The 14752-nt window shown below is 64.2% G+C and carries 15 protein-coding genes and 1 other RNA gene; 7 read left to right on the top strand and 9 right to left on the bottom strand.

Going from position 1 to position 14752, the window contains the following annotated elements; genetic code table 11:
* The first annotated feature begins 430 nt into the window (after positions 1-430).
* Positions 431-1951 carry an oligopeptide:H+ symporter gene (locus tag RQH86_RS20785; RefSeq protein ID WP_055853290.1) on the top strand — a complete coding sequence of 507 codons (1521 nt, stop codon included), beginning with the start codon at positions 431-433 and terminating at the stop codon, positions 1949-1951.
* An 11-nt stretch (positions 1952-1962) separates the two neighbouring features.
* The gene (locus RQH86_RS20780; protein WP_115552752.1) at positions 1963-2553 is read left to right on the top strand and encodes a thioredoxin family protein; all 591 of its coding nucleotides are present in this window, start codon (positions 1963-1965) and stop codon (positions 2551-2553) included.
* Between the two features lie 15 nt (positions 2554-2568).
* Here the strand turns inward: RQH86_RS20780 and RQH86_RS20775 are convergent, their stop codons facing one another.
* Positions 2569-2835 (bottom strand): hypothetical protein, encoded by a 267-nt coding sequence (locus RQH86_RS20775; protein ID WP_311239022.1) that lies wholly within the window; start codon positions 2833-2835, stop codon positions 2569-2571.
* Positions 2836-2857: 22 nt separating this feature from the next.
* The gene (locus RQH86_RS20770) at positions 2858-3346 is read right to left on the bottom strand and encodes a MarR family winged helix-turn-helix transcriptional regulator (RefSeq protein WP_055853286.1); all 489 of its coding nucleotides are present in this window, start codon (positions 3344-3346) and stop codon (positions 2858-2860) included.
* Positions 3347-3468: 122 nt separating this feature from the next.
* On the opposite strand from RQH86_RS20770, the gene hppD reads away from it, so the two are divergent.
* The 4 genes from hppD to RQH86_RS20750 all read left to right on the top strand — a co-directional run bounded on the left by hppD (position 3469) and on the right by RQH86_RS20750 (position 6765).
* Positions 3469-4584: a 4-hydroxyphenylpyruvate dioxygenase gene (gene hppD / locus RQH86_RS20765; protein WP_193553173.1), complete on the top strand. Its 1116-nt coding sequence runs from the start codon at positions 3469-3471 to the stop codon at positions 4582-4584.
* A 276-nt stretch (positions 4585-4860) separates the two neighbouring features.
* Positions 4861-5253, top strand: coding sequence for a DUF559 domain-containing protein (locus tag RQH86_RS20760; RefSeq protein WP_115526876.1), 393 nt, complete (start codon positions 4861-4863; stop codon positions 5251-5253).
* A 60-nt stretch (positions 5254-5313) separates the two neighbouring features.
* Positions 5314-6627 (top strand): homogentisate 1,2-dioxygenase, encoded by a 1314-nt coding sequence (gene hmgA / locus RQH86_RS20755; protein ID WP_311239020.1) that lies wholly within the window; start codon positions 5314-5316, stop codon positions 6625-6627.
* A 61-nt stretch (positions 6628-6688) separates the two neighbouring features.
* Positions 6689-6765, top strand: a non-coding RNA gene (locus RQH86_RS20750) — sX9 sRNA.
* 293 nt (positions 6766-7058) lie between these two features.
* On the opposite strand, the gene RQH86_RS20745 is transcribed toward RQH86_RS20750, so the two are convergent.
* Complete coding sequence (locus RQH86_RS20745) at positions 7059-7616, bottom strand: hypothetical protein (protein WP_115526879.1); 558 nt, start codon at positions 7614-7616, stop codon at positions 7059-7061.
* A gap of 165 nt (positions 7617-7781) precedes the next feature.
* Between RQH86_RS20745 and RQH86_RS20740 the strand changes: the two genes are divergently transcribed.
* The gene (locus tag RQH86_RS20740; protein WP_162847463.1) at positions 7782-8405 is read left to right on the top strand and encodes a lectin; all 624 of its coding nucleotides are present in this window, start codon (positions 7782-7784) and stop codon (positions 8403-8405) included.
* 385 nt (positions 8406-8790) lie between these two features.
* Here RQH86_RS20740 and RQH86_RS20735 read toward each other — a convergent pair whose 3' ends face one another.
* Genes RQH86_RS20735 through RQH86_RS20710 form a run of 6 tightly spaced genes read right to left on the bottom strand, consistent with a single transcriptional unit; the run spans position 8791 to position 14737 of the window.
* A complete protein-coding gene (locus RQH86_RS20735) occupies positions 8791-9213 on the bottom strand; it encodes a Na+/H+ antiporter subunit G (RefSeq protein WP_115512759.1) in 423 nt (140 codons plus the stop codon).
* The gene (locus RQH86_RS20730) at positions 9210-9494 is read right to left on the bottom strand and encodes a K+/H+ antiporter subunit F (RefSeq protein WP_055853273.1); all 285 of its coding nucleotides are present in this window, start codon (positions 9492-9494) and stop codon (positions 9210-9212) included. Before RQH86_RS20730 ends, RQH86_RS20735 begins: the two co-directional genes overlap by 4 nt.
* On the bottom strand, positions 9491-9997 hold the full coding sequence (locus tag RQH86_RS20725) for a Na+/H+ antiporter subunit E (RefSeq protein ID WP_311239019.1): 507 nt from the start codon (positions 9995-9997) through the stop codon (positions 9491-9493). Before RQH86_RS20725 ends, RQH86_RS20730 begins: the two co-directional genes overlap by 4 nt.
* Positions 9994-11538 (bottom strand): monovalent cation/H+ antiporter subunit D, encoded by a 1545-nt coding sequence (locus RQH86_RS20720; protein WP_311239018.1) that lies wholly within the window; start codon positions 11536-11538, stop codon positions 9994-9996. The genes RQH86_RS20725 and RQH86_RS20720 overlap by 4 nt, the downstream gene beginning before the upstream one ends.
* Positions 11535-11909, bottom strand: a complete 375-nt coding sequence (locus RQH86_RS20715) for a Na+/H+ antiporter subunit C (protein ID WP_055853268.1) — start codon at positions 11907-11909, stop codon at positions 11535-11537. Before RQH86_RS20715 ends, RQH86_RS20720 begins: the two co-directional genes overlap by 4 nt.
* A complete protein-coding gene (locus tag RQH86_RS20710) occupies positions 11909-14737 on the bottom strand; it encodes a monovalent cation/H+ antiporter subunit A (RefSeq protein ID WP_311239017.1) in 2829 nt (942 codons plus the stop codon). The genes RQH86_RS20715 and RQH86_RS20710 overlap by 1 nt, the downstream gene beginning before the upstream one ends.
* Between the last annotated feature and the right edge of the window lie 15 nt (positions 14738-14752).

The following is a 14752-nucleotide window of genomic DNA, read 5'->3' as shown; positions in this document are numbered from 1 at the left end:
GGGCCTCATCCCCGGGATCAGCCGCTTGCTGATGCTCTTAGCTCGGCGATCGGCACCCACCCAGCGACATCGCACCCTCATCCGCCCTACGGGCACCTTCTCCCGGCGGGAGAAGGGGAAGCGGGCATGCGGCGGTGGGAGATGCGGGCGTTGGTTACCGCTGACCGGCAGCGCCTTGGTCGCCTTACCGATCAACCCACTGATCACCCAAAGGGCCGCCAAAAGGACATCACAGATGTGGAAATGGTGTCGCGCACGCTGGTGGAGGATACGCAGCAAACCCAACGACACCCGGCCACTCCACCCATCCCCATCACGCTGCCGACTCCGGCGAATTTGACGCGTACATGACGTCTAAGTGATCCTCGCGCGTCGCCCAGGGTTCCGCCCTGGGGCACCCAGCCATTACTGAATACGCAAGGGACACCACATGAGCGTTGACGCAACTGCGCCGACATCCGCTTCCACCCCGCCGCAGCCGCCTGCGCCTCCCGAGTTCCCCACACTGCTTGGCCACCCCCGGCCGCTGTGGATGCTGTTCATGACCGAGTTCTGGGAACGCTTTGCGTTCTACGGCATTCGCTGGGCGCTGGTGCTGTACATCGTGGCGCAGTTCTTTGGCGGCGATGCCACCGGCCAGGCGCCGGCGGGACGTACCTACGGCGCGTATCTGGCGCTGGTGTATGCAGCGGCGATCTTCGGCGGTTATGTGGCCGACCGTGTGCTCGGTTACCAGCGCTCGATCCTGGTCGGCGCTGCGGTGATGGCGACCGGCCTGTTCCTGATCGCCATCCCCGACCACACCATGTTCGAGATCGGCCTGGCGACCGTGGTGGTCGGCAACGGGCTGTTCAAGCCGAATATCTCCACCATGGTCGGCAAGCTGTATTCGGTGGCCGATCCGCGCCGCGACAGCGGCTTCACCATTTTTTACATGGGCATCAACCTGGGCGCGATGATCTCGCCGGTGTTGACCCAGCTGCTGGCCGAAAAGGTGTTCGGTACCGAGGCCATGCCGGCTTACAAAATGGTGTTCATGGCGTCCGGCGTGGGCATGTTGATCAGCCTGGTGTGGTTCTGGATCGGCCGCGCGCAGCTCAAGGGCATTGGCGCACCCGCACCGGACGCGCAGGGCATCGGCCGTGTGCTGATGGTGCTGGCCGGCTGCGTGCTGGCGATTCCGGTGGTGTACTTCTTGCTGGCCGTCGGCGCCGATGTGCTGCAGATCGTGCTGACAGTGCTGTTTATCGGCCTGTCGGTGATGCTGCTGGTCGAAGGCATCCGCGAGGGCAAGGTGCAGCGCGACAAGGTGATTGCGATGCTGATCGTCTTCGCCTTCAACGTGCTGTTCTGGATGTTCTTCGAACAGGCCGGCAGCTCGTTCACCTTCCTGGCCGACAACATCGTCAACCGCAACTTCGGCGCGTGGACCTTCCCGACGGCGTGGTTCCAGTCGGTCAACTCGATCGCCATCATTGCGCTGGCGCCGGTCATCGCGTGGATCTGGGTCAAGTCCGGCCGCTTCAATCCGTCGATTCCGCGCAAGTTCGGCCTGGGCCTGCTGTTCAACGGCCTGGCCTTCCTGCTGCTGATGTTTGCGTTGTCCAGCCTGGTCAACGATGCCGGCAAGATCCCGTTCTGGACCCTGTTCATGGTCTACGTCATCCAGTCGGTGGGCGAGCTGTGCCTGTCGCCGATCGGCTTGTCGATGGTGACCAAACTGGCACCGGTGCGCCTGGTCGGTTTCGGCATGGGTGGCTGGTTTTTGTCCACCGGCATCGGTAACAACCTCTCGGGTATCTTTGCCGGCCATGTCAGCGGAAGCGAAGGCATGAGCGTGTCGTCGGCGCTGGGCGGGTATACCTTCGGGTTCTGGGCGCTGGTGGGCGCCGGCGCGCTGCTGTTCCTGATCGCGCCGCTGATCAACAAACTGATGCATGGTGTGAAGTGAGGAGAAAAGCGATGCCGATCAAACCCATTGTCTGTGGCCTGCTGCTGGCCGGTCTGTTGAGTGCCTGCGGGCAGCATGCCGAGCAACAGGAAGCGCCACGGCCGCTGGATACGTCGATGCAGAAGCCACCCAGTGCCGACCCCAGCCAGCCGGTGTCCTCGGGCAACACGCCCACCGCGGCAGACATCGCGGCGGCTGCTGCGCTCAATGCGCAGTACGACCCATCGCGCGATCCGGCCGCCGATCTGGAAACGGCCAAGGTCGAGGCCAAGCGCGGCGGCAAGCGCATCGTGCTCAACGTGGGCAACGCCGCCTGCGAGCCGTGCAAGACGCTGGACGAGCTGATGGGCGGCGATGCCGAGCTGCGCAGCTTCCGCGATGCGCACTTTGTGGTGGTCAAGGTCAATCGCGATGTGGCCAACGAAAACGCCGCGTTCCTGTCGCAGTTCGCCCAACTCAACGACTATCCGTCGCTGCTGGTGCTGGACAACGACGGCAAGCTATTGACCACCCAGACCAGCCCGGAGCTGCGCAAGGGCGAGGGTTTCGATCGCAAGAAGCTGTTCGATTTCCTCAAGCAGTGGGCACCGCCGGAAGCCTGATTCCCTGCGAATGCGTCACACAAAAAACCCCGCACTGCTGCGGGGTTTTTTGTTGGGATCTGTCGAGGTGCAATGTCCGAAGACCACGCAGATGTGCATGGACCGTTGCATGCGATGCCCGCTGACGCGAGCAGGTTGAGCATCGCTGCCTGCAATAACGCAGTGCCCGCAGCGATCGCGCAACACACTCGGCGACATCGGCGACATCGGCGTCAGCCGCGTGCCCGGCAGCGCGGCGTATCCGAGCCCAACCCGATCAACGCAGCGCTGCACGAATGCCATCTGCCGTACTGCAAAGCGAAGCTCAGTCCTTGCCCGCCATGCGCGGTAGCCCATCCTTGGCCAGACGGTCGATCAGGCGTTCCAGCAACTGCTGTTCTTCGTCGCTGAACACCGACATCAGCCGTTGTTCCATTTCGTTGACCAGCGGTGCGACGGTTTCGTACACCTGGCGCCCGGCCGGAGACAGTGCCAGCATCGAGCGGCGGCGGTCGTCGCCGTGGGTCTCGCGGCGGATGAAGCCCCGTTCCAGCAGCCGCGCCACCGCGCGACTCACGGCAACCTTGTCCATCGCGGTGCGGTCGGAGACCTCGCTGGCCGACGAGCCCGGATACAGCGCCAGGATGGTGATCACCCGCCACTCGGGGATGGCCATGCCGTAGCGGTCGCCGTAGACCTTGGCGATGTTGGCGCTGATGCGGTTGGACAGCACGCTGAGGCGATACGGCAGGAACTGCTCAAGGTTGAGCAGCACGGGATGTTGCGGCGGGTTGGAGGTGTCGTGATCGCTCATGTTGCACTGTGTCTTGATTTTGGTTTCATTTGCAACTACAAACGAGGGGTGGCCTGCGCATTCTCGCGGGTCTTCTGCCACCCCGCATAGCCCTGCGGGCCGCCTAGCGTGGAGAAACGACGATGAGCGCACAACCGAACACCACTGTAGCCCGCCCCGATCCGGGGATGCAGGTCACCACCTTCGACAATCCGATGGGAATCGACGGGTTCGAATTCGTCGAATTCGCGGCACCGGCCGGCCAGGCCGCGCAACTGCATGACTATTTTCGCAAGATGGGCTTCAGTGCGGTGCTGCGCCACCGTAGCCGCGCCATTACCGTCTATCGCCAGGGCGGGGTCAATTTCCTGCTCAACGAAGACCCCGACTCTTTTGCCGCCGATTTTGCGGCCGCGCACGGCCCCTGCGCCTGCGGCTTTGCCATCCGCTTCCGCACCCCGGCCGACACCGTGCTGCAGACGGTGCTGGGCAACGGCGGCGAAGCGGTGCAGAACAAGCCAGAGACGCGCGCGGTGCCGGCACCGGTGGTCAAGGGTATCGGCGATTGCATGCTGTATCTGGTGGACCGCTATGGCGATGCCGGCAGCATCTACGACGCCGACTACGAGCCGATCGAAGGCGCCGACCAACACCCGGTCGGCTTCGGCCTGACCTTCATCGACCACCTCACCCACAACCTGTATTTCGGCAACATGCAGCGTTGGTCGGACTACTACGAACGCTTGTTCAACTTCCGCGAGATCCGCTACTTCGACATCAAGGGCGCCAAGACCGGCCTGGTGTCCAAGGCGATGACCGCACCCGATGGCATCGTGCGCATTCCGCTCAACGAATCGTCCGACCCCAAGAGCCAGATCAACGAATATCTGGACGCTTATCAGGGCGAAGGCATCCAGCACATCGCCTGCTTCACCGACGACATCTACGCCAGCGTGGAAAAGATGCACGAGGCCGGCGTAAGTTTTCTGGATACGCCCGACACCTATTTCGACGTGGTGGACCTGCGCATCCCCGATCACGGCGAAGACGTTGCGCGCCTGCGCCGCAACAAGATCCTGATCGATGCGGACGTGGACACCAAGCAGCGCAAGTTGCTGCAGATCTTCACCACCAACAGCATCGGCCCGATCTTCTTCGAGATCATCCAGCGCAAGGGCAATGAAGGCTTCGGCGAAGGTAATTTTCAGGCGCTGTTCGAGAGCATCGAGCGCGACCAGATCAAGCGCGGGGTGCTTTGAGGGCGGGGATGGGTGACTTGCCGTTCGGGATTTGTGGTTGGTGCCATTAGCTGCGTCGGCGCGGGTTTGGAGTGGTGCAGATCGTTGCGGTATCGCGCCTGTCTGTTCGTCACGTCGAATGTGGTTCCGGTACGGATGAGACGAAGCGTTAGGCAGGTGGCCGCAATCGAGTACGCCCAGGCAAGGTTTTTTTGACAACACAGGGCAACGAAGACGCACGTGGTTAAAGCCCCTCTCCCTGCGGGAGAGGGGTTGGGGTGAGGGTACGGTGGAGCGATGAAAATCAAACCGCCATTGCCCACTGTCACACGCACCCATGCGCGCGCATTACGCAAAGAGTTGACGGACGCAGAACGTGAGCTTTGGCGCTGTCTCCGCAGCAATCAGCTGCAAGGCCTCAAGTTCAGACGTCAGCATCCACTTCCGCCGTACATCGCAGATTTCTGTTGCGTCGAAGTCAGGTTGATTGTTGAGTTGGATGGATCGCAGCATCAGGCATTCAGCGATCAGGCAAGGACGCGGTGGTTGCAGTCCAAGGGATGGACAGTGCTGCGCTTCTGGAACAACGATGTGTTGCTTTCGCTGGATGCGGTGGTGGAGACGATCCTCAAGATGGCCGCTACACCGTACCCTCACCCCAACCCCTCTCCCGATGGGAGAGGGGCTTGATTCACCCCAAGCCCAGCCTTCTGCGGTCGAGGAGGAGGGTCAACATCCGGACGCGCCACCATGCACAACCAGCAGCATTACATGACCGGCTTCGGCAACGAGTTCGCTACCGAAGCGGTGCCGGGCAGCCTGCCGGTCGGGCAGAACTCGCCGCAGCGCGTGGCGCACGGGCTGTATGCCGAGCAGTTGTCGGGCACCGCGTTCACCGCACCGCGCGGCGAGAACCGGCGCTCTTGGCTGTACCGCATTCGCCCGGCGGCCGTGCATGGCAGCTTCTCCTTGATCGAGCAGTCGCAGCTCCACAACGCGTTCGGCAGCGGGCCGGTGCCGCCGGATCAACTGCGTTGGAGTCCGTTGCCGCTGCCATCCACGCCGACCGATTTCATCGATGGCCTCTACACCATGGCCGGCAATGGCGGCCCCGAGGCGATGACCGGGGTGGCCGTGCACCTGTATGCGGCCAACGCTTCCATGCACGATCGCTTTTTCTATGACGCCGATGGCGAGTTGTTGCTCGTGCCGCAGCTGGGCCGCCTACGGGTGCACACCGAGCTTGGCGTGCTGGAACTGGAGCCGCAGCAGATTGGCGTGATTCCGCGCGGCGTGCGCTTCCGTGTCGAGCTGCGCGATGACATCGCGCGCGGCTATGTCTGCGAAAACTTCGGTGGCTTGTTGCGCCTGCCTGACCTGGGCCCGATCGGCAGCAATGGCCTGGCCAACCCGCGCGACTTCGAGACCCCGCACGCCGCCTTCGAGCAGCGCGAAGGTGCGTTCGAACTGGTCGCCAAATTCCAGGGCCATCTGTGGCGTGCGGACATCGGCCATTCGCCGCTCGACGTGGTGGCCTGGCACGGCAATTACGCGCCGTATCGCTACGATCTGCGCCGCTTCAACGCTATCGGTTCGATCAGTTTCGATCACCCCGATCCCAGCATCTTCACCGTGCTGACCTCGCCCAGCGACACGCACGGCACGGCCAACATGGATTTTGCGATCTTCCCGCCGCGCTGGCTGGTGGCGCAGCACACCTTTCGCCCACCGTGGTTCCACCGCAATGTGGCCAGCGAGTTCATGGGATTGGTGCATGGCGTCTACGACGCCAAGGCCGAAGGCTTCGCGCCGGGCGGTGCGTCGCTGCACAACTGCATGAGCGGGCACGGCCCGGATGCGGCAACCTTCGACAAGGCCTCGCAGGCGGATCTATCGCGTCCGGACGTTATCGCTGAGACCATGGCCTTCATGTTCGAAACCCGCGCGGTATTGCGCCCCACCCAGCAGGCGCTACAGGCCACCCATCGACAAGGCGATTACCAGCAATGCTGGTCCGGCTTGCGTGCAGGGTTCAAAGCGCCGACGCCTGGCCCGGCAGACTAAGCGCAGCTAACAAAATGACTGTGCTCACCACTAGGCGGGCGCGGCCGTCGCTTGGTGCGGCATGGACCACGCGTGCACTCCGGTTCTGAGTGCGCCGTCAACAGCCGCCCGACGACTGCACGCTACGTTTTCTTGGCCGTTCCACGCGTGCCGATCAAACCGGTTTGCGCCGCCGGCAGTGGCGTGCAATCGGGGCCAACGTTTCCAACGCGGACACTGCCGGCCGTCGCGTCACCGGCATCCATGGCACGCCCACGTGCATTCAGCGCAACGCAGGTGCTGGCGTACTCTTCGCATCGCCGTTGCGACTGGCTGCGACAACAGCAGGCAGCGTCGGTCTCGGCGATCGCCAGGAAATGACCGAGCGCGTGTGGTTCATCACCCACATCCGCGTGCTGCGCTCCAGAATCGAATCCGCGTGCCGGCCGGCATTACGCGGCCTGCAACGCATCCGGCAGTAGCTCTTCGATCCGGGTGCGCACGCGCTGCGAATACGAGGCGGACGTGAACTGCGGAAGCTCACGCAGCGCCGTATTGATGGCGATGCCGATCTCCTCTTCCGCGCGTGCGGCCTGCAACTGCCGGTGCAACACCACCGCCACCGGGTTGCGCTGCAACTGCAGGATGTCGAGCAGATACAGGCGCGCGTTGGTGGCAGCGCGACGGCGCAGGCGTTGCAGGTCCTCCTCGGTGGGCGCAGTAACTGGCGGCGCTTGGGCCGCCGTAGGCACCGCGGCAATCGGCATCACCGCAACCATCGGAGCGGTCGAGCGCGATGCACTGGTTGGCGCATCTTCAACGTGGGTCAGATATCCCATCGCGCACAGTGTCTGCACCAATGCGGCTCCGTTGTCGCCCAGCAACAGCGCCAGTGTCGCCAGATTGCGCTGCCCATCGGCCAGGATCAACGCACGGCGCTGCAGTAACGTCAGTGGGCTGCGGTGCGATTGCAGTGCCGTCAGGGCGAGTTCGGTCTTGCGTGGGGTCATGGCGGCAGTCCTGCGAAGCCGACAGCGTGACCGCTGCCAATGAAGCGCCGATGACATCACCGCGACGGCAGGTTGCCGCGCCCTGCACATCGCCGCGATGTCGGCTGTGTAGGCTGGGCCAACGCATAACGGAGCGCATCGATGACACGCAGACTGCTTGGTTGGATAGGTATGGTGCTGATGGTGGCTGGCTGTCATCGCGGCGACGATGCGCCGGCTGCGCAAGCGCCGGCCGATACCGCGCATGCAGCGGTCGCGTCTGCCAACGATCAGCCCGCAGACGCGGTGCCGCCGGCAACCGCTCCGCCCGGCACGTTTCCGCCGCATCTACGCCAGGAACCCACCACGCTTGCACGGCTGGATGGCTATGGCGACCTGCGGTTAGGCATGGACGCTGCGCAGGCGCGCGCGGCCTGGGGCGGCGAATTGCGCGGCGATGCCGCCAGCGATGGCGGGTGTTACTTGCTGCGCCCGCAGTGGGCCGATGACGCGCGTCGATTCGGTTTCATGTTTGAAGGCGATCACCTGGTGCGTTACCAGACCAACGAGCCGAAGGAAATCGCGCCCGGCGGCGGCAAGGTCGGCATGACGGTGGCGCAGCTGCGCGCGCTGTATCCCGATGGCTTGGACGCACAGCCGCACAAATACCTGCCCGGTGCGCAGACGCTGCGCCATGCCGATGCCGCAACGCAGTCTGCGCTGGTCTTCGAGACCGATGCCGGCGGCACGGTCAGCAGCTGGCGAGTAGGGCAGGCGCCGCAAGTCGATTATGTGGAAGGCTGCGGCTGAGCTCCGCGTCACGTCGAATGTCGGTGCGGGCCTATCGCCGCATACGCATACGCATACGCATACGCAGCAGCGCACGGTGGATGGATCACGCTGGCGCTGCCGGCGTCGGCGTCGCTGCAGCGATACGGCGAATGGATCAGCCGTGCTTTGCGGCTCAGCCGCCGACGGGCGTGGCGGATGCACGATGCAAAGGGCAGTGGTCGAGGTCTACCGGAGTGCTAGCAACACAGACGTCGGCATACGGTTTTTTGCAATCCTCACAGAAGCCGCATCGCGACCCCTGAAGTCACGTGGCATCCATCGCGCCCGCAGCAGCGTCACTGTGGCAATGCGCGGCGTGTAACCAAGCCACGTCGCGCACCCGCGTTACCGGTGCCGCGCGAGATCAGCGCTCCGACGCTGGCCGCTCATGCTGCTTGGCGGTCTCTGCGTTCTCGCCGACATCGCCTTCGGTGGCCGGCGTTGGCAGGCCTTCTTTTTCCATCTCGCCGTGATTGGGTACTTCCGGGCGGTCTTCCATCATCAACGACAACGCGGCCTTGGCCATCATGTGCGCGCTGATCGGCGCGGTAATGAACAAAAACACGGTGATCAGCAGCTCGCGCGGTTGCGGGTCCACGCCCAGGAACAGGTGGTAGCCCACCGAGCCAAGCAGCACGCAGCCCACGCCCAGCGTGCTGGCCTTGGTCGGCGCATGCAGACGCTTGAAGAAATCCGACAGTTTGACCAGCCCGAATGCGCCGATCAGGATAAAGAAGGTGCCGACCAGCAGCAGCGCGCTCAGCAGATACTCGGTGAGTGCGATCATTCGACGATATCCCGGCGCAGCACGTACTTGCTCAGCACCACGGTGCTGCCGAAGCCCAGCATCGCAATCACCAGCGCGGCCTCGAAATAGATCGGCGAATCCAGATACATGCCCAGCAGCATCAGTTCGGCGATGGCGGTAATGGACAGCGTGTCCAGCGCCAGGATGCGGTCCGGCACCGTCGGCCCGCGTAGCAGCCGCCATAGCGCCATCAGGATGGCCAGGCCCACCGTGTGCATGCAGATGACGATGGTCGATTCGATGAACATGTGACCGGTCATGGAAAGATCTCCATCAGAGGCTTTTCGTAGCGGGTCTTGATCTCGGCGATCAACGCGTCCGGATCGTCCAGATGCAGCACGTGCACCAGCAGATATTTGCGGTCGTCCGACAACGCCGCCGACACCGTGCCCGGCGTGAGCGTGATCATGCTGGTCAACGCGGCAATGCCATGGATATTGGCGATATCCAGCGGCACCCAGATAAACCCGGGATGGATGCGCGATTCCGGGCCCAGCACCTGGATGGCCACCTTGATGTTGGAACGCACGATGTCGACGGCGACCACCAGCAACATGCGCGGCACCGAGCGCAACGAGCCGATGCGGGCGAATTCGCGGTCCAGCCTTGCGGCGAAGATCGGCACCACCACGCCCAGCAGCGCGCCCAGCACCCACTGCTGCGGCCCGAAGCTGTCGCTGAGCAACAGCCAGAACACGAAGACCGTCACGCTCAATGGCGCCGATGGAAAGACGCGGTGTCGCCAGGAGACGCGCGCGTTCATGGCTGCCTCCGTTGCGGCGTGGTGGCGCGCACCTGATCGACATAGGCGCCGGGGTGGTGCAGCTGCGCGGCGGCGGCATCGGTGTAGCGCATCAGCGGCGCGGCGCCCACCGTCATCGCCACCAGCCCGGTCAGCAGCAAGACCGTGGCGGCGGTCTCCACCGGCCGCATGCGGCCGCGGCGCTGCGGTTGCAGCGCGGGCGTGTCCTCCACTGCCTCCGGCACGCGCCAGAACAGCCGCACGCCAGCCCGGGTCAAACCAATCACCACCAGCAGGCTGCTGCCGAGAATCGCGCCCCAGACCGGCCCGACCAGGCCTTCGGGCACATGCTGCAACAAGGCGGCCTTGGCGAGAAATCCGGACAACGGCGGCAGGCCGGCCACCGCAATCGCGGCGATCAGGAACATCGTGCCGGGAATCGCCCGCCCCGGCAGCGGCGCCACCACTTCCTTGCGGTCGCTGGCAGTGCCGCGGCGGCGCCGGATCAGGTCCGACACCATGAACAAGGCCGCGGCCACAAAGCTGCTGTGCGGCAGGTAATACAGGCCCGCGCCCAGTGCGCCCGCATCGTCGAGCGAGAAGGCGATGAACAAGGTCGCTGCCGAAAACACCACCAGATACGACACCATCACCCGCAGTCGCGATGCGGCCATTACCCCAAAGGCGGCCATCAGCAACGTGGCAATGCCAAGCCACAGCAGCGCATGCCGGCCAAAGCCATGCAGCGCGCCGGCCCCGGCGCCGAACCACAGCGACGACACGCGCAGCGTTGCGTACAGCCCGACCTTGGTCATGATTGCGAACAGCGCGGCTACCGCGGCCGGCGCGCGTGAGTAGGTTTCCGGCAGCCACAGGTACAGCGGCAACAAGGCGGCCTTGCTGCAGAACACCAGCAGCAACAATCCCAGTGCGGCCTTGGCCAGCGGCACATCCTGCGCCGGCAGGTCGGCAATGCGCTGCGACAGTTCGGCCATGTTGAGCGTGCCGAACACCCCAAACACCAAGCCCAGCGCAATCAGAAACAGCGTCGACGCGCTCACGTTGAACACCACGTAATGCAGGCCGACGCGCATCTGCAGGCCGCGCCCGCCACTGAGCAGCAGCCCATAGGACGCGATCAGCATCACTTCGAAGAACACGAACAGATTGAAGATGTCGCCGGTCAGAAACGCGCCGTTCAAGCCCATCAGCTGGAACTGGAACAAGGCATGGAAGTGCGGCGCGCGCCGGTCCCAGCCGGCGCAGGCATGCAGCAGGCACGCCGCGCCCAGGATCAATGTCGTCAACAGCATCCAGGCAGACAGCCGGTCGCCCATCAGCACAATGCCGAGCCGCGCCGGCCAGTCGCCGAGCAGATAGACCAGCACGCCGCCATCGGCGGCACGTGCAAACAACGCGATCACCGCAGCCGCCAGCAAAACCATGCTCACCCATGCCACGCTGCGCTGCACCCGCGGCCCATAGCGGCGGTGCTCGACGAACAGCGATGCGGATGCACCCAGCATCGGAATCAGGATCGGCAGGATCAGCAGATGATTCATCGCCGCGCCTGCCGCGTGTCCATGCCGGTGGCGGCATCTTCATGCGCATCCACATGGTCGCTGCCGTTATCGCTGCGGCTGCGGATCGCCAGCACCAGGCTCACGGCCGTCATCGCAAACGCGATCACGATCGCGGTCAGCACCAACGCTTGCGGCAACGGGTCGGTGTAGTGCTGCAGGTCCACCGGCACGCCGTCGCGCAAGACCGGCGGCTGGCCGCTGCGCAGCCTCCCACCGGCGAAGATCAGCAGATTGGTCGCATACGACAGGAAGGTCATCCCCAGGATCACATCGAAGCTGCGCGCGCGCAGCAGCAGATAGATCGCCAATGCGGTGAGGACGCCGATCGCGCTTGCCATTGCCAATTCCATCAATGCTGCTCCGCGGTGCGTGTCGAACGTTGGGTGGGGTCGATTTCGCCGCGCTGCGAACTGCGCGTACGCGACGGTTTGATCGTGCCCATCATCGACAGCATCAACATCGCCGCACCGAACACCACCAGATACACACCGATATCGAAGCCCAGCGCGCTGGCAAGTTCCAGCTCGCCCAACAGCGGCAAGGGGATGTTGACGTGCCCGCTGCTCAAAAACGGCAAGCCAAAGAGCAGCGACCCGGCACCGCTGAGCAATGCGCACAACAGGCCGATGCCGATCAGCCGGATGTAGTCGAAGCCGAAGCGCGACTCCACCGATGCGGCGCCCTGTATCACGTACTGCATCAGCAACGGCACCGCCAGCACCAACCCGGCGATAAAGCCGCCGCCGGGCGCGTTGTGCCCGCGCAGGAACAGAAACAGCGACACCGTCAAGGTCAGCGGGAACATGATCTGCGCCAGATCCGCCGGTACCGGCAAGCGGATCGCCGGCCCCGGCATATTGCGTTCCGGTGCCATGCGCGAGCGTCGCAACAGCGCATGCACCACCAACCCGGCAATCGCGAACACGGTGATCTCACCAAAGGTGTCGAAACCGCGGAAATCCACCAGGATCACGTTGACCACGTTGCGGCCATACGCCTCGGGCAGTGCGCGTTGCAACAGTTCGCCGGCAACCGTGTGGCTGGATTGCGTCATCAAGGTGTACGACAACGCGGCCAGACTGGCGCCGCCCACGATCGCGATGCAGACATCGCGAATCTTGCGCAGCCGCGCGCGCTCGGGCAGCGAGCGTTCGGGCAGGTAGTTCATCGCCAGCAGCATCAGCACCAGCGTCACCATCTCCACCAGCAACTGCGTCAGTGCCAGATCCGGTGCGGACAGGAATACGAAAGTCAGGCTGACGGCCAGCCCGGTCCCGCCGAGCACCAGCACCGCCAGCAGGCGCTGCTTGTACAGGAACAGGCTACCCAGCGCACAGGCGATCAACAACAGCCACACCGTCCAGCCCAGCAACGGCATCGGCGTGGGCGCCGGCCAGGCCGGCAGTGTGCCGCCCTGCAGGAACGGCACCAGCGCCACCACCACCGCGCTCAGTACCAGCAACATCAGCATGCGCTGCAGATTGCCGTTGGTGACCGCATCGGTCATGCGGGCGGTGGCGGCAAACAGCGCACGCAGGTTCCAGTGGAACACCGCCTTGCCTGGCGAGCGGTTCTGCACGGCATACAGATCCAGCATGCGGCGGATCGCCATGTACAGCAGCGTGCCGCCGATCATGCCAGCGACGCTCATGGCCAGCGGCCAGTTGAAGCCATGCCACAGCGCCAGACTGTAATCGGGCAATCGGTCGCCAAGAATCGCGCTGGCACCGACGCGCAGCACCGGCGCCACCGTCCACGCCGGCACGATGCCGACTGCCAGGCAGATCAGCACCAGCACTTCCACCGGGATCTTCATCCAGCGCGGCGGCTCGTGCGGCGCGGTCTCCAGCGCGCGTGGGCCGTCGCCGAAGAACGTGTCGTGCACGAACCGCAGGCTGTAGGCCACGCCGAGCAGGCCGGCCAGCAACGCCGCGATACTCGCCAGAATGCGCATCAGCTGCGGCGCTTGCGTGTCCAGCGCCACCGCAAAGAACATTTCCTTGGACAGGAAGCCGTTGAGCAGCGGAATGCCGGCCATCGCCAGCGATGCGATGATCGCCAACGCACTGGTGAAGGGCATCAAGCGGCGCAGATTGCCCAACCTGCGCATGTCGCGCGTACCGGTTTCATGGTCGATGATGCCCGCGGCCATGAACAACGACGCCTTGAAGACGGCGTGGTTGAGGATGTGGAACACGCCCGCCACCACCGCCATCGGTGTCGACAGTCCGAACAGCATCGTGATCAGACCAAGATGCGAGATGGTGGAATACGCCAGCACGCCTTTGAGGTCGTGCTGGAAAATCGCGTACCACGCACCCAGCAAGAGCGTGATCGCGCCGATGCTGGTAACGGTGTAAAAAAACAGATCGGTGCCGGCCAGCGCAGGGTGCAGGCGCGCCAGCAAGAACACACCGGCCTTCACCATCGTGGCCGAATGCAGATATGCCGACACCGGGGTGGGCGCGGCCATCGCATGCGGCAACCAGAAGTGGAACGGAAACTGCGCGCTCTTGGTAAAGATGCCCAGCAGTACCAATCCCAATGCATACGGATACAGCGGGCTGGCGCGGATCACGTCGCCTGCGGCCAGCACCGCATCCAGCTGAAAACTGCCGACGATGCGGCCGAGCATCAGTACACCGCCCAGCAGTGCGAGCCCACCGCCGGCGGTCAGCACGAACGCCATGCGCGCGCCTTCGCGCGCATCCTTGCGGTGCGACCAGAACCCGATCAGCAGGAACGAACTGATGCTGGTGAGTTCCCAGAACACCATCAGCAACAGCAGATTGCCCGACAGCACCATGCCGAGCATCGCGCCCATAAACAGCAATAGATAGGCGAAGAAGCGCGACGCGCTATCGCGTGCGCTCAGGTAGTAGTGCGCATACATCACTACCAGCGCGCCGATGCCCAGCACCAGCAGCGCGAACATCCAGGCCAGCCCATCGAGCCGCAGCGAGAACATCAACCCGATCTGCGGCAACCACGCATGCTCGCTACGGATCACCTCGCCGCGCAGCACTGCCGGGGTCAAGCTGGCAAGCACCAGCAGGCCGGCCAACGGCGCAGCCGCGGCTAACCACGCAGTGAGCGAACGTGGCGCGCGCGCGAACAGCGCAGCGGCGGCGGCCATCACAAAGGGCAGCGCCAGCAGAATTTCCAGCGGAAAAGGCATGCAGGGAACACAAGA

It is taken from the genome of Xanthomonas sp. WCS2018Noco2-27 (assembly GCF_031843525.1).
In the GTDB taxonomy this organism is placed as follows: domain Bacteria; phylum Pseudomonadota; class Gammaproteobacteria; order Xanthomonadales; family Xanthomonadaceae; genus Xanthomonas.
This window is presented reverse-complemented; position numbering and strand designations above follow the sequence as displayed.

Bases quoted from the DNA above. Each gene is read 5' to 3' on its own strand.
- hmgA (WP_311239020.1), top strand. From the start codon at position 5,314: ATGCACAACCAGCAGCATTACATGACCGGCTTCGGCAACGAGTTCGCT.
- RQH86_RS20775 (WP_311239022.1), bottom strand. From the start codon at position 2,835: ATGGCATTCGTGCAGCGCTGCGTTGATCGGGTTGGGCTCGGATACGCC.
- RQH86_RS20710 (WP_311239017.1), bottom strand. From the start codon at position 14,737: ATGCCTTTTCCGCTGGAAATTCTGCTGGCGCTGCCCTTTGTGATGGCC.
- RQH86_RS20720 (WP_311239018.1), bottom strand. From the start codon at position 11,538: ATGAATCATCTGCTGATCCTGCCGATCCTGATTCCGATGCTGGGTGCA.
- hppD (WP_193553173.1), top strand. From the start codon at position 3,469: ATGAGCGCACAACCGAACACCACTGTAGCCCGCCCCGATCCGGGGATG.
- RQH86_RS20785 (WP_055853290.1), top strand. From the start codon at position 431: ATGAGCGTTGACGCAACTGCGCCGACATCCGCTTCCACCCCGCCGCAG.
- RQH86_RS20715 (WP_055853268.1), bottom strand. From the start codon at position 11,909: ATGGAATTGGCAATGGCAAGCGCGATCGGCGTCCTCACCGCATTGGCG.
- RQH86_RS20730 (WP_055853273.1), bottom strand. From the start codon at position 9,494: ATGACCGGTCACATGTTCATCGAATCGACCATCGTCATCTGCATGCAC.
- RQH86_RS20725 (WP_311239019.1), bottom strand. From the start codon at position 9,997: ATGAACGCGCGCGTCTCCTGGCGACACCGCGTCTTTCCATCGGCGCCA.
- RQH86_RS20745 (WP_115526879.1), bottom strand. From the start codon at position 7,616: ATGACCCCACGCAAGACCGAACTCGCCCTGACGGCACTGCAATCGCAC.
- RQH86_RS20770 (WP_055853286.1), bottom strand. From the start codon at position 3,346: ATGAGCGATCACGACACCTCCAACCCGCCGCAACATCCCGTGCTGCTC.
- RQH86_RS20780 (WP_115552752.1), top strand. From the start codon at position 1,963: ATGCCGATCAAACCCATTGTCTGTGGCCTGCTGCTGGCCGGTCTGTTG.
- RQH86_RS20735 (WP_115512759.1), bottom strand. From the start codon at position 9,213: ATGATCGCACTCACCGAGTATCTGCTGAGCGCGCTGCTGCTGGTCGGC.
- RQH86_RS20760 (WP_115526876.1), top strand. From the start codon at position 4,861: ATGAAAATCAAACCGCCATTGCCCACTGTCACACGCACCCATGCGCGC.